Origin of the sequence: Pseudoalteromonas 'SMAR' (assembly GCF_048515945.1) — a bacterium.
GTDB lineage: Bacteria > Pseudomonadota > Gammaproteobacteria > Enterobacterales > Alteromonadaceae > Pseudoalteromonas.
Genome location: NZ_JBLWMW010000014.1, coordinates 42,213 through 56,848, shown reverse-complemented (window position 1 = coordinate 56,848; position 14,636 = coordinate 42,213). Strand labels below are relative to the sequence as shown.

12 protein-coding genes and 1 pseudogene are annotated in these 14,636 nt (G+C 46.7%); 4 read left to right on the top strand and 9 right to left on the bottom strand.

Translation table 11 applies throughout. From position 1 onward, the window contains the following. The first annotated feature begins 1 nt into the window (after position 1). The gene (locus ACNKW2_RS08000; RefSeq protein WP_419148086.1) at positions 2 to 631 is read left to right on the top strand and encodes a flavin reductase family protein; all 630 of its coding nucleotides are present in this window, start codon (positions 2 to 4) and stop codon (positions 629 to 631) included. A gap of 44 nt (positions 632 to 675) precedes the next feature. Here ACNKW2_RS08000 and ACNKW2_RS07995 read toward each other — a convergent pair whose 3' ends face one another. Beyond that, positions 676 to 1,464: a DUF6279 family lipoprotein gene (locus tag ACNKW2_RS07995; protein ID WP_419148085.1), complete on the bottom strand. Its 789-nt coding sequence runs from the start codon at positions 1,462 to 1,464 to the stop codon at positions 676 to 678. Positions 1,465 to 1,598: 134 nt separating this feature from the next. Here ACNKW2_RS07995 and ACNKW2_RS07990 point away from each other — a divergent pair, with 134 nt between their 5' ends. Then, on the top strand, positions 1,599 to 2,324 hold the full coding sequence (locus tag ACNKW2_RS07990) for a tetratricopeptide repeat protein (protein WP_336565034.1): 726 nt from the start codon (positions 1,599 to 1,601) through the stop codon (positions 2,322 to 2,324). 58 nt (positions 2,325 to 2,382) lie between these two features. On the opposite strand, the gene ACNKW2_RS07985 is transcribed toward ACNKW2_RS07990, so the two are convergent. The 8 genes and pseudogenes from ACNKW2_RS07985 to ACNKW2_RS07950 form a co-directional block, all read right to left on the bottom strand. Continuing rightward, a complete protein-coding gene (locus ACNKW2_RS07985; protein ID WP_419148084.1) occupies positions 2,383 to 3,783 on the bottom strand; it encodes a coniferyl aldehyde dehydrogenase in 1,401 nt (466 codons plus the stop codon). A 147-nt stretch (positions 3,784 to 3,930) separates the two neighbouring features. Then, positions 3,931 to 5,379, bottom strand: coding sequence for an SLC13 family permease (locus ACNKW2_RS07980; protein ID WP_419148083.1), 1,449 nt, complete (start codon positions 5,377 to 5,379; stop codon positions 3,931 to 3,933). Positions 5,380 to 5,390: 11 nt separating this feature from the next. Next, on the bottom strand, positions 5,391 to 6,335 hold the full coding sequence (locus tag ACNKW2_RS07975; RefSeq protein WP_419148082.1) for a porin: 945 nt from the start codon (positions 6,333 to 6,335) through the stop codon (positions 5,391 to 5,393). A gap of 160 nt (positions 6,336 to 6,495) precedes the next feature. Beyond that, a complete protein-coding gene (locus tag ACNKW2_RS07970) occupies positions 6,496 to 7,845 on the bottom strand; it encodes a sigma-54-dependent transcriptional regulator (RefSeq protein WP_419148081.1) in 1,350 nt (449 codons plus the stop codon). Continuing rightward, positions 7,832 to 9,559 (bottom strand): sensor histidine kinase, encoded by a 1,728-nt coding sequence (locus ACNKW2_RS07965; protein ID WP_419148080.1) that lies wholly within the window; start codon positions 9,557 to 9,559, stop codon positions 7,832 to 7,834. Before ACNKW2_RS07965 ends, ACNKW2_RS07970 begins: the two co-directional genes overlap by 14 nt. 77 nt (positions 9,560 to 9,636) lie before the next feature. Further along, positions 9,637 to 10,662 (bottom strand): annotated as a pseudogene (locus tag ACNKW2_RS07960) (pre-peptidase C-terminal domain-containing protein); the annotation flags it as partial. Continuing rightward, complete coding sequence (locus ACNKW2_RS07955) at positions 10,634 to 10,897, bottom strand: hypothetical protein (RefSeq protein ID WP_419148079.1); 264 nt, start codon at positions 10,895 to 10,897, stop codon at positions 10,634 to 10,636. The pseudogene ACNKW2_RS07960 and the gene ACNKW2_RS07955, both read right to left, overlap by 29 nt. 82 nt (positions 10,898 to 10,979) lie before the next feature. Then, entirely contained in the window at positions 10,980 to 13,148 is a 2,169-nt protein-coding gene (locus ACNKW2_RS07950) for a M4 family metallopeptidase (protein ID WP_419148078.1), read from the bottom strand. A 497-nt stretch (positions 13,149 to 13,645) separates the two neighbouring features. On the opposite strand from ACNKW2_RS07950, the gene ACNKW2_RS07945 reads away from it, so the two are divergent. Then, positions 13,646 to 14,173, top strand: a complete 528-nt coding sequence (locus tag ACNKW2_RS07945) for a hypothetical protein (protein WP_419148077.1) — start codon at positions 13,646 to 13,648, stop codon at positions 14,171 to 14,173. Between the two features lie 16 nt (positions 14,174 to 14,189). Then, a complete protein-coding gene (locus ACNKW2_RS07940) occupies positions 14,190 to 14,624 on the top strand; it encodes a hemerythrin domain-containing protein (RefSeq protein WP_419148076.1) in 435 nt (144 codons plus the stop codon). Positions 14,625 to 14,636 lie beyond the last annotated feature (12 nt).

The window sequence follows — 14,636 nt, the reverse complement described above, 5'->3', positions numbered from 1 at the left end:
TATGAAACATTTCTCTAGTAAAGACATCGCGGCGTTAGAGCAACGCTATCGCGCCTTATTGATCAACTCACTGTCAGGGTTTAAAAGTGCCAATTTAATCGGCACCGTCGACCAAGATGGGCAAGAAAACCTTTCTATTGTCAGCTCGGTGTTTCATTTAGGCGCCCATCCGCCTTTAGTTGGGGTTATTTTCCGCCCCCACTCGGTGCCACGCCATACCTTAGAGAATATTTTGGCCACTAAAAAGTACACCATAAACCAAGTGAATCAACAGATGGTCACTGCGGCACATCAAACCTCTGCGCGGTATGACAAGCAACAATCCGAGTTTACAGAGACAGGCTTAACAGCTGAGTACCTGAGCGACTTTGCTTCTCCTTTTGTAAAGCAGAGCCACCTCAAATACGGCCTGGTATTACGGGATCATCAAACCTTATTGAATGACACCGAATTGGTGATTGGCGAAATTGAGACGTTGCATATTCAGCAAGACGCCGTTAAAGACGATGGTTATGTCGATATTGAAGCGCTCGAAAGCGTGGCTATTTCTAGCCTAGATGGCTATCACACCACCCAGCAAATTGGCCGTTTAGAGTACGCCAAACCAGACTTAGCACCGCGATTTAAATAACTTAAATTCGACAATGAATGGGCTTAGTGTTAAGCCCATTATCCTCAAAGCGATTGCAATAACGAAGCAATATCTTCTAGCTCATCACTAAAGTGACGCTGCTGTTTTTCCGTTAGGCTATCGCGCAACGTAATCGCAAAAGCACCATATTCTTGAATTCTTCGCGCTTGAATGTCGCGCATCCGTGGCGGTAATTGCTCTTCGCTACTGATCAGCGCTTGACGCAGTAACTCAGCGTCGACCTCGCCCTCAGAGGTAAGCATTAACGACTGTTTAAATTGGTTAAAGCGACGCTGCTGATGAGCACGCCATACTTGCCGTGAAAACTCTCCTTGTTGAAAGTACTCGTCAACCTGACTGCGCTGCGAGTCAGATAAGTCCCCCAACCAACGTTTATAACGGCGATATTGGTCGCCTTGCTGCCAATCGTCTTCATTCATTTTAGCTTCGATGTTGCTCAGCAACTCCGAACGTTGTGCTTGAGATAAGGTAGCTAGATGCTGTTCAATTTTGGGGGTGGCCTTAGCAACTAGGGTATACCACAGCTCTCTTGCTTTTTTTACATGGGCAACAATGTCTTGTTGCTCCATGGTTTGCCAGTTATTGAGCAAGGCATTGATGTGCTGTTTGTATTTCGGCAGCTCATTATTACGATGCCACTCTACTAGAGCTTCAACGTCTTGCTCAAGAGCCTCTTCTTGTTCATCACTTAATTCTACGTAATCGGCCACATAATACCCTGCCAACCAGCCTAAATTGTTATAGGCCAGACGTTGACTACAACCAATAAGGCTGAGCGACAAAAGCAACATCATCAATAACTTTTTCATCATTTGTCCTGATCTTGGTTTTTCCTGTGTAATATTAACGTAGCAACGGATAAAACTGATTTGTATTTTGTAAATCTCTGTTTCAGCTATTAGAATATAGGACAATAAGGCTCGTAGGTACCTTAAGGAGGTCGACGATGGTGAAAAGAATATCAAAAATAGCATTGCTACTGGCAGTATTAGGCCAAGCTCCAACAGCGTATGCTGGCTTAGAGGAAGGTATAGAAGCGGCCAATGCCGGGCGCTTTGCCGAAGCGCTAGAAGAGTTTAACTATCTTGCTGAGATGAACTATGCCCCAGGCATCTATCAGCTGGCGCTCCTTTATGAAGGCGGCCATGGCGTGTTAAAAAACCAACGCAAAGCAGCCGAGCTATTTAAAAGAGCGGCAAAACTTGGCGAAGCGGATGCCATGTTTGCATTGGCAGTCATGTACGATGAAGGCCGCGGTGTAAAGCAAGACCGCCAAAAATACGTTGAGCTAATGACTCGCGCCGCGAAAAAGAATTTACCCGCCGCGCAATTTAACGTTGGTCTCATGTATGCCAGTGGCAATGGCGTAAAACAAGATTACCGTCAAGCACTAAACTGGTATGAAAAAGCGGCGGCGAACAACTACACCTTAGCCATGTTTAATCTGGCTTTAATGTATTACCAAGGCCTGGGAGTGGCAAAAAACATCGAGCGTTCTTACATTTGGAATAGCTTAGCTGAATTTAATGGCTATCCAGAAGCCACTAAGAGCAGACAGTTAGACGAAAAACAATTGTCGCCTTCGCAAATTGAACGCGCCACCGACATTGCCAATAGCATTTATCAACGCATACAATCTGGCGATTACGTAGCGGAAACGCGCACCAAGTAGCTTACGGCAACAATAATTCCATAACCCAATGGAGGGTTATGGAATTATAATCAACCACTTAACCCCGCAAAAACAACCACTGCAGCGGCTTAGTCAACCACTTAGAATGCGTTAATAACAGCTTGTTACGCCATTGACTATTGCCTGATTGCAAAATCGACTTCTTGTGACTAAAGGTGTAAAAGCCCTCTTCGCCATGGTATTGACCCATACCAGAATAACCGAGGCCACCGAAAGGCAGACTTTCTACCGCCACCTGAACGATGGTTTCATTGATACCTAAAGTGCCTGTTGCCAAGTTTTTGCTGACATAGTCAATGCTGTCTTGGCTAGCCGTAAACAAGTAGCTGGCCAGTGGCGTCGAACGAGTCCTAATTTGAGTTATGGCATCGTCCAAACTGTCGACCCCGACAACCGGTAAAATAGGACCAAAGAGCTCTTCTTGCATTACCTGCATGTCATCACTGACTTCAGTGATAATATGCAATGGTAACTTCCGCCCTTGGCTGGTGCTTTCAGCGCGCCAAATTGTCGCGCCTTTTTGTTCGGCATCAGCAATGACCCCTTGCAGCCTATCGAACTGCGCTTGATTAATAATGCTGGTTTGTTTAGCAAACCCGTTGCTGGCTTGATATAAGGAAGCGTATTGCTGCTTCATTGCGCCCAGCAATTTGTCTTTTACTTTGTTATCAACCAAGAGGTAATCTGGAGCGACGCAGATCTGCCCCGAATTAGACAGTTTGCCCATCAAAATGCTGGTTGCCGCAGCGTCGATGTTGGCGTCTTCGAGTACGAGTACCGGCGACTTGCCACCGAGTTCAAGAGTCACTGGAGTCAGGTTTTTCGCTGCCGCCGCCATGACTTTTTTGCCAACGGCAGTGGAGCCGGTAAAAATCAAATGATCGAAGGGCAATTCAGTAAAAGTAGCTGCCACCTCAGGTCCCCCTTCAACTATCTGCACTTGCCCTTCTACTTCGGTGAACAAACGTCGCATTATCTGATTCACTTGCGGGGTAAATTCACTGAGCTTAATCATCACTTTATTGCCTGCAGCCAACGCCGTAATGGCAGGCACTAAAGCAAGCTGAATGGGATAGTTCCATGGCGCAATGACACCTACGACGCCCTTAGGGACGACTTCAACTGATGCCTTTGAAGGTAACCAAGTCATACCCGCAGCACGTTTTTGCTTGCGCATCCATTTACTAAGGTGGCGTTCAATATACTCAATGGCGGTTACGCTCGGCATAATATCAGCGATTAAGGTATCAAATTCGCTGCGCGAGCCAAAATCCTCGTTGGCCGCGGCAACAAACTCATCGCGCAATGTGAGTAACTGGCTTTTGACTACCGCTAAACACCGCTTACGTTCATCTAACGACGGATAAGGTGACTGATTGAATTCATTTTTAAGCCTAGTGTGTGTGGCAATAAGCGCACTTTTGCTGTCTTCGATCATGGTCTTCCCTTGCTGCTTGATAGCACGAATATAGCAAGGAATGTTGGACTGGTCTATCCACTGATGACATGCAGCAGTAGACCAGTAGAGACAGGCTGTGTAATACCGAGTTGCCGCTCTGGACACAGCCTGTGGAGAATGGCAACCTTAAAAACCTAGTATGCTACTAGCTAAAGTCAAGGTGACAATGGTAATTAGCGCAATGGCAACCAGGTTTAATGCAAACCCAGCTCTGACCATGTCCTTGATCTCAATTTCTCCAGAGCCGAACACAATGGCGTTCGGTGGCGTGGCGACTGGCATCATAAAGGCGCAGCTTGCTGCTAACGCTGCAGGAATAACCCAAGCCAGCGGTGATCCGGTGACCGACTCTGCTACGGGACCGAGTAACGGCAAAAAGCCTGCAGCCGTGGCGGTATTACTGGTAATTTCGGTTAAAAAGGTAATCAACGCCGCCACAATTAACACGCCCATCACTAATCCCATGGCATCGGCGCCGGCCAATAAATTAGCGATGTAATCGGCCAAACCTGATGACTTAATTTGTGACGCCAAAGATAAGCCACCGCCGAACAGCAGTAATATACCCCAGGGGACTTTAGCGGCACTTTCCCAATCTAAAATACGCTCATCGTTTTGCTTGCTAACAGGCAGTACAAATAGCAATAAGGCGGCCGCAATGGCGATGCCGGTGTCTGATAACGCCAAGCCGGTGATATCTGCAATCAATGGTCTGGTGATCCAGCTTAGCGCGGCGAAAACAAACACCGCCAATACTTTCTTTTCCGCCCCAGTCATGTCACCTAGCGACTGCAACTGCGAGCTAAATAACGCTTTGGTGTCTAAATTCAATTCCGTCTTGTCGACTTTGTAGCTGACTTTTGTCAGCCAAAACCAAGCAATGAACAATAAGGTCATCGACAGTGGCACGCCTACCAGCATCCAGGTGGCAAAACCAATTTGGATATCGTAGCTGTCGGCTAAATAAGCCGCCATTAAGGCGTTTGGAGGTGTGCCTATCAAGGTTGCGATGCCACCAATACTGGCGCCATAGGCAATGGCTAATAGCAGTGCCTTCGCAAAACGTTCGCTATCTCCCCCTTGCTCTTTGACTAAGTGAATGACTGACAGCGCGATAGGCAGCATCATCACGGCAGTGGCCGTATTTGACATCCACATGGATAAAAATGCCGTGACCGCCATCATGGCAAGTACCTGTAAGCTTGGTTTTTTGCCTGCCACTAGCATGGTATTAAGGGCTATACGCTTGTGTAAGCCCCAGCGTTCCATGGCAATTGAAATGAGAAACCCACCTAAAAAGAGATAAATGAGCGGGTGAGCAAATGGCGCAGCCACGGCTTTAATTGAAGCAATGCCCAGTAACGGAGAAACCACTAAGGGCAGCAATGATGCCGCCGGTATCGGCACGGCTTCGGTGATCCACCAAGATGCCAACCAAAATGCCAGTCCTGCGGTACGCCATGCCTCAACAGACATACCACTAGGAGGCTCTACAACACAGATTGATGCCATTACCATTGGGCCAAGCCAGAGAAACAGCCGCGCTGTGAAGGCATTATTTTTATCATTTGTCATCGCTTCACTCCCTAAAATTTATATTTTAAACCCAGCGCAAAACTGGTGTCGTTGTCGCTCTTTAGCTCTAACCGACTGGCCAGAAAGTAAAGATTAGTTTGCTTATCAAAAATATAATCTGTCCCCAAGGTCCACTGCGATACCGCTTCATTATGACGTAATTTACTGGTATCACGACTAAACTGCAGTTTAGGACGCCACTGTTGGTTGAGTCGGTAGTGGCCGCTTATCACCACTGCAGTGCCTGACTTATCACCGGCTAGATTTTCACTGTCTTGGATAATGGCACCAAGCTGAATTTTTTTCCACTGATATGCTGCCGCAATACGCGTGGCGGTTAAATCACCAATTTGGTCAGTATGACTCAAAGCCACATAAAAAGGGTTGGCTTTCAATGCTCGGTCACCATAAATCGCCGTAGCTGCAAAGCCCGCTTGTTGATTACTGGCATCGTCTTTTGGTGTGTAAGTGAGGGCCACAGAGAGATCATTCCAACGTGGTGATGAATAGGTAATTGAATCGCCTACTCGGCTTTGCCCGGCCAACACCTGAGCAATATCGGCTTGGGTTTCATTGAATTGATCCACCTTGCCTTCACTGAACTTGAAGCGAGTGTCATTACGCCCCACCAATACTGTGCCGTAGCCAGTGGCTAAACCAACGTAGGTATTACGGGATGAAAACGGCTCACTGGTGTTGTCATGCTCAAAGCCTTTCACTTGCACTTCGTATTTATACACCAGTTTTAGATCAGAACTTAAGCCGTGGCTGCCTTTAACCCCGATACGAGAAAAAGGCGCATCAATCTGGGTTCCGGCTTTGGTATAGCGCATCAGTCCTTTGTCGGTGTTAGCCACTTGTACTTCTGCTTTGCCATAAATGGTGTAGTCGGCTGCCATTACTGGCAACGCCAAAGTCGCACTAAGCAACGTTAAAAGGTGTTTACTTGCTGTCATGTTTGCTCTCATTTTTTGGTTATTGTCTTAGCAATAACGCAAAACCGAGACCAACTAGAGTAAGCTCATAAAAATCAGATAGATAACTAAGAAAAGCCGTATTTTCACTGCATCAATGTGCGGTTTTCCACACACGCTTTAAAGTGATTTGTCACCTTTTTCACTCATCCTCAGCCACAAACATGGTGCGACTTAGGCCGTATTTATTCATTTTATCGTACAAGGTTTTTCGTGGCAGTTTGAGCAACTGCATGGCTTGCTTAATACTGCCCTGACTCTGCGCCAGTGCTTCTTCGATTAATGATTGCTCGTAGTAGCTGACTTTCTCGGCCAAACTAAGCGACTGAGTATTAAGTTCATCAAGATCTTGATCAAGGGTGTCGGCCAGCAAAATATGCCGCTCAGCATGGTTGCGTAACTCACGCACGTTACCAGGCCAGTCAAAACTCATCAGTTTTGCTTCTAACGCGGCACTAATGGGTTGCATCGGCTTGTGAAATCTGGTTGCGGCAATCGAACTGAAATGTTTGTAAAGTAGCGGGATATCCGCTTTTCTGGCCCGTAAAGGTGGGATCTGCACTTTAAGCAAATTAAGGCGATAAAACAGATCCGATCTAAACTGCCCTTGCTCGACTAAGCTATTAAGGTCCACTTTGGTGGCCGCGACCACCCGAATATCTAAGGGCACATCGGTATTACTGCCCACCGGCGTAACACTGCGCTCCTCCAACACCCGCAGCAATTTTACTTGCAACGCCGCCGACATGGCCTCGATTTCATCTAAAAACACCGTTCCGCCTTGGGCAAATGCAAACTTGCCTTCGCGCGATTCTTTGGCGCCAGTAAAAGCACCACTTTTGGCACCAAACAGCTCACTTTCTATTAACTCTTCTGGAATGGCGCCACAGTTTATGGCGACAAAGTTGTGGTTGGAACGTTGACTATGGTCGTGTAAATACCGCGCAACGAGCTCCTTGCCAGTTCCTGTTTCACCTTGGATAAGGACATCAGCCGGAGTATCAATCACAGCATCAAGAAGCTGCATCATTTGTTGCATTTGCTTGGTTTCACCTAAGATCCGCACTCCAGGTGCAGAGCGCTTTTTAACTTCGGCTTTGAGAGCCCGATTCTCCATTACCAAGCGACGTTTTTCTAACGCGCGATCGATGCAATCTAATAATGGCTCGCTCACCGGCTTTTCAAAAAAATCATAGGCGCCTTTTTGCATCGCCTTAACCGCCAAACCAACATCGGCAAATCCGGTTAAAAACACCATGGGGATTTCTGAGTCAAATTGCTTAACTTGCTCCATAAAGCCAATGCCATCGAGCTGCGGCATGTTAATATCACTTAATATCACACCACAAAACTGCCGCGATAGTTTTTGCAACGCCGACGTAGCACTGGCAAAGCACTGCACCTGATAGCCTTCTAATTCGAACAGCTGCTGTAGCGAGTCACGTATGCTTTTTTCATCATCAATGATAAAAAGGGTTTTATTGTCCATCATGAGTAGGGCTCTTTGTGTGTAAACTGATTAAAAACTCAGCGCCGCCTGCTGGGTGATTATGGGCACTTAACTGGCCCTGAAACGACTCTATAATTTGCTTCGAAATCGACAGCCCTAAGCCTAAGCCATTGCCTGATTTAGTGGTATAGAAAGGCTCGAAAATGCTATTCAGTTCATGCTGACGGATCCCCTCACCGGAGTCAGAAATAGACAACTGCACTTTATTGTCGCTGCCTTCGGCATTAAGAGTAATACACTTTTGCGGCTGTGATAGCACTGCCTGACAGGCGTTGCTAAGTATATTGACCAGCACCTGTTCAAAGCGAAAAGGGTCTACCCAAACAGTAAAGTCGAGGGCGTGACACTGTACTGTAACACCGGCGCGCTTCAGCTCAGGACCCACTATCACCAAGGCATTATCAATGGACTGTTGTAACCTGGTCACTTGCATTTTGTTGTGATGGTGCTGACTAAAAGACTTTAATTGCGCCACAATAGTATGCACCCGAGTGATCAGTGACTGTACTAAGGCCATGTTTTCAATTACCTTTTCTGTATTGCCCTGCTGCGCTAAGCGCTTTGCACTGGCAACGTAAGCACTCATGGCGCTCAAAGGTTGATTGATTTCGTGATTAATACTGGCGCTCAGTTGACCAATGGTGGCTAACTTAGCCGCTCTTATCAGGGCATCTTGGGCTTGTTCAAGCTCTTCCCGACGGTGGGCAATTTCCAATTCTAAACTGCGCTGACTGAACACTAAGCGTTTATAGCCGGTCATTTTTGACAAAATAAATTCCAGTAACACACAGGCCAATAACAGCAACAACGCGGTGATCCCAAGTTTCGGCCATTGCGCTTGATAAATGGGTGTGAGTTGCCGCAGCAACAGCAAACGGTAATGCTGGTGCAGTGGTTGTTGCTGCAATAAAAATTCGTTACTGGCGCCCCCTACCGCAACATAGTTTGCGGAAAGCTGCTGCCAAGGTAAACGGGTGATTTCCTTGCCTAAAAACTGCTGGGTTTGGCGCAGTTGTTGTTGTGTTTGTGCTGACAGCGCGCTCAGCGCCTGAAGGCGAAACTTGGCAACATCCGAGGCCAATACCACATTGTTACTGTCAACCAGTAAAAAATGGCTATCGGTTCCCGTATCTAATTGTGCTTTGTCCGATTCAAATTTGCTGGCATTGACCTTCATCACCACCACCCCGAGGGCTTCTTGCGCCATGCTGACTTGCTTTGCAAAATAAAAGCCACGGGTTTTTGAACGCTGTCCTAAGGCAAAGGTAACCCCTTCTTGACCGTTAAGGGTTTGATAAAAATAAGGGCGAAAGGCGAAGTTACTGCCTTTGTAGCTATAGGATTGCTGCCAGTTACTGCTGGCGATCACCGTGCCTTCGAGATTTAATAAGTACACGTCTGAAGCGCCACTGGCAATTTGAATATCCTGCAAGTACCTATCTAGCTCACTGCCATCGGCGTGGCTACTGGCACTTAACCCTTCGTAGACTAGCGGACTATTACTGAGCTGCGTTTGGATTGCTTGATAACGGGCAAATTCCGACTGAATATAACGCGTTAGCTTTAACACATTTTGCCGAGTTTGCTGCAAAGCTTGTTGTTTATCATTATTCAATTGTATTTCATAGCTGGCCCACATCCCCACCAGCAACAAAATACCATAGCCAATCACTCTAGCTGACAACTTGTTTAACACCGCGAACTCCTATTGCAACCTGTTGAGTCTACCAGAGACGCTTGGGCAGCCACAACTGAGTTCGCGATGACGGTTTGCTAATTTGCGTTAATAGTCAAGGTGACGCCAGAGGCAGATTGATAGCCTTTAATACCAATGTGCCAATCGCCCGCTTGTGGCTCTGATATGGTACACACTTCATCATTGCCATTTTTATACGGCCGACATTGCCACTGTGACTCTGAAGGCGGCGCGGCAAAATTAAGATACAGATCGGCATCTCCTGTGCCTCCAGCTAGCGAAACCGAGAGCTGCTGATAGCCAGCGGCTAGGCTTTGCGTTTCATAAAACCACTGCCCTTGCGCAACAGCAATGTCATTAAGCTGTCTGGATATGGGTGGTAGAGAGCTTCCTTCATCGTATTGAGCTAACAGCGTCACCCCGGTAATTGGGCTCCACGCCTCCACCATTACATGGTAGGTTCCAGCGGTTACCGGAGTAATATCACATCTTTCATCGCTGTTAGAGGTGGTACTTTTACAGTCAAATAGCGTTAAGCTGGGTTTGCTGCCATAGCGAACATAAAGATCGGCATCGCCTGTGCCCCCTGAGGTAGTAAAACGCAAGTTGGTGGCGTTGTCAGGCACCGCTAAGGTAAAGAAGTGTTGGCTTTTCTCGCTACCGGAAATGCCTTCTAACGGCACACCATTTTCTAATGGATTTCGCGGTTGTGGTAGATCATCACCGGCGTTTTTCGCCAGTTCAGCCACAAATGATAATGCCAGCTTAGCAAATTTCTCCGCGTGCTCAGCATCAAAAGCGGTATCTTGGCGAGTGTGAATAGCGCGGTTAATGTCTGCCATTTTTGACTCAAACGGCATCGAGGCTGCAAACCCTTGCTGATACCAAGAGGCATGATCTGAACAACCATAACCACACTGGTCAAAGTCATAGCTAATACTGGGCTGATAGGTACTAATTAATTCAGCGATAAACTGATTTTGTGCAGCATTGGTGTAATCGGTCATCATCACAATATCAGCGCTGGAACCATGACGACCAGTCATATCAAACTGGGCCATGCCCACCACATTTTTACCCTCGGCACGATAGCGCTCTGCGATGATATTGTTGGTGCATAAAAGCACTTAAGTGGGTGTGCTCTGTGGCCGGCAACTGCAGTGCTTGAGTATTACCATCGGCAAGTATAACCTGCTCGAGTGTTGCTCCACGTATGGCTTGTTGCAGTTGATAATGATGGCTGGAGTTAGCATCCATGGTAACCCAGGTGGGCTTAGCCGCCACCTTGACGCAGGCAAGCCCCAAGGCAACGACTAGCGCAGTATTGGTGATATTCATGTTGTATCCTTTGAAAATAAAGTGGGTAAGCAGCGCTTACTGCTTGCCCCACTTAGATTATGAAAAAGACAGATAAAACGTCTTAATTTGCCTTGATAGATAGGGTAACGCCACTGGCAGCGTTATAGCCTCTTAGGTCGATATACCAAGTGCCAGACTGCGGGTTGCTGATAGTGCAAGTTTCTTCATTGCCGTTTTTATAGGGCCGACAATCATAGTCTGCAGTGGTCGACTGCGAACCATAATTAAGATACAAGTCAGCATCACCACTGCCACCGCTGATGGTCACATCTAGGCTAGAATATTGGCCCGTTAATGATTGACTGAATCTCGCCCAACTGCCTTGCGCAACAGCAATATCAGACTCCGTGCGGTCGATGGGTTGGGTGTCTGTACCCGTTGTGTAACTGCCAGTTAACGTCACATCTGAGATGGCATTCCATGCTTCAACCATGACATAGTACTTGCCTGCTTGAATGTTACTGATATCACAGCTTTCTGTGCTGGTTGAACTGGTGCTGTTGCAGTCATACGTATCAAGTGTTGGCCGCTGACCTAAGCGTACGTATAAATCCGCATCGCCACTGCCACCCGACGTAGCAAAGTTTAGGCTTGTGGCGTTCGCTGGCACATCTAATGTGAAGAACTGCTGCTGCTTTTCTGCGCCACTGATCCCTGTACGGGGCACACCATTAGTCAACTCTTCATCTGGCGTAGGTTCAGCACAATCGCTGCCACTACTTAAGTTTGAGTTAACTCCTACCGCTGCTAATGCTGCTTTTACATCGTCGGGGTTATAACCTAAGTCACATGCGGCATCCATCACCCCGTTACCAGCTAAATCCCAGTTGGTATTGGCGGTCCAATAAAGTTGGTTGGCTTTTGCCATAACGATAAAGGCCTTTTTAGTATCCCAGCCGCTGGTCGTGGCAAGGTTATAAAATGCCTTATTAAACACCCCAGAGCTGTGATGAACGTCCATGCTTGAGGTGTAATCAGATTGGTGATCGATGGAATTGCCGTCACGGGTTGGATCATTCATATAACGCAGCGCACCACTGCCTTTGAAGATATCTTGCCCAACCAACCAATCATTGCTGCCTTTCATGTAAAACTCTGCGGCTTCGCCGGCCATATCAGAGAAAGCTTCGTTTAGCCCGCCCGACTTGTAGCGATACACCAGACCAGAATTTTGCTCAGTAAAACCATGACTGACCTCGTGGGCCGAGACATCCAAACTGACCAGCGGGTAAAAGCGATTTTCGCCATCACCAAAGGTCATGGCACTGCCATCCCAAAAGGCATTCTCATAATTATTGCCATAGTGGACGCGCATTTGTAGCTGGAATGACAAAGGCGCAGTGCCTAACCAGTCGTTATACATGTTAAACACGACATTGCCGAAGTAGTGGGCATCATTAAGTGGCGAGTAGGCGCCATTAATTGACTTCACTGTGTTCTCTGGACAGGTAAAACTAAATGCCGTGCTGCCACTGCTGGAATGATTTAAGTTGATGGTTTTCACATTGGCATTGGCCATGGTGCAGGTATTACCTGATTGCGTCACATCAAGGTAGCCAAAGTCAGTGCCATATTCATAGCGACCAGTTTTTTCATTACCGCCGGGGCCTGTGGCATCGGCATGTTGCAGGTTATCAAATTGCTCTAACACTTCCCCAGTGTTGGCATCAATAATAATGTAAGGGCGCTGTGGTGTATCACCATAGGTAACAAAAGAAATTTCATACACCAAGCGTGCTGTGGCATTGCTATCCAGCCAAATAGCTAGGCGCTTTTGTTGCATGTGCTTTTTACTGCTATTGGCAGCGAAGTTAGAGCGCTTGTTAATTACCGCCATCGCTTGCTTAGCGCTTAGCTTGGGAGTGACCGAATGAAGGTCGCTGGCAATATCATAAACAGCGGCGCCATGGGCACGTTTCATCATGCCTGATTTATCAAAAGTTAACACCACGGTATCACCAATCACTGGAATACCTTGGTATAACTGTTGATAGCGCTTGGTCACTTCTGACTTGCGGTTACTAATGCTGCTTAATTGTTGTAATTGGTTAGCGCTTGATAAACCCAACAAGGTGTTTGGCGCGGTGCTCAATACCGCAGCTGAGTTGGAATTTAACACCCTGTTTAAATCAGCTTCGGTATTTAGGTATTTTTTTGTCGCAGCGTTGGCATGCAGCGCACTGAATGCCAGTGCGCATACGGTTGCCATGGTTACTGTAGATAATTTCACGAATTACTCTCCTAGTATTGTTGTTGTCTTGCCTTACTCGATGAGTTTGTAATGGCTCATGGCAGCAAAGCGAACTCCTTACGATAAGAAGACACCCCAACGATGAGTTAGAGTGCCCTTAAAGACTAGGCGTAAAAAATCAAAAATTAAACTTAATTTAACATTTTAATTATATTTATTTCACATAAAAATAAAAGCAGGCCTTTCAACACCTTGTCCCCAAAAGCCCGAAAGTCAGTGAGATGGATCAGCGTCGCTCCTCTCCTATATGTAAAATAACCATTACAGTTAACCGTTAAAACTTGCCAAGAGATAGCATGTGTTGCCAAGCAGATGTTGTGATTATTACTCGGTAAAAATTTCTGATGGCATTGAAATTTTATACTTCATCATGAACGACTCCACTATCCCCAATAAATACAATAAGTTATAGGCGGCAGGGTTATGGAACAGGCTTTGCAACAGTATTCACATCACAGCATTAATCGGGAGGCGTTATGGCCGATATCGACATTCTTTCATGTGCTGATTTAAGAGTAGGCGCCGCTGTGAACGATAAACAAAGCGCAGAGCGCCTAGAAGAAGCACTACTGGAAAAAAACTTAGCCGAGCAAAAGCACATCAAAATCATGGATCCGAATGACAAAGACGCTGATGCCCAGTTGAAACAACATAGGGAAAAGGAAATTGGCAGCAATATGCTTAATTGGCACCTTTACCTTGGCTCCATGGGCGTGGTTATTGGATTTCTTGTGGCAGGCGCCTTAGTAAGTTACGGACCGGCTTTTACTCAAGCAAACCCCTACCTCACGTTCATCGCGCTGCTGAGCCCGGGGTTGTTTTTAGGTTTATTCGCATCGGGGTTGATCTCATTACGACCAGACAAGGATGCTTTTAATCAATCGATGACCTCAAGCATCGCTAAGGGTAAATGGGCAATCATAATCAAACCCAACAGTGAATCACAACGCAGTAAAGTGATGAAGTACTTAAAGTCGCATCACAGTGCTCGCGTAATTAGTTAATAACAGGAGGATCAACATGGAAATATTCAACGCTATTAAGCAAGACCATGATCACCAAAGAGCACTACTGTCTATGCTGGTGGACACATCCGGCGACAGCAAAGTCCGAGAGAAATATTATCATGAGTTAAAAGAAGCGCTTGAAGCACACGCCATTGCAGAAGAGCGCTATTTCTACTCACCACTGATGGACAGTGACATGACCATTGAAGATTCTCGCCACGGCATGGCTGAGCACCATGAAATAGATGAGATGATTGCTGATTTGGATAATACGCAATTTTCAGATCCCAGCTGGCTGGCGAAAATGAAGCAATTAAAAGAGAAAGTTGAACACCATCTCAAAGATGAAGAGCAAGCGTTTTTCCAGCGCGCAGGCAAAGTGCTAGACGCAGACGAAAAAGACAGCCTGGCTGATGGTTACCAACAAGAAATGGAGCGTCAGCAGTAGTCCCTTCTTCTC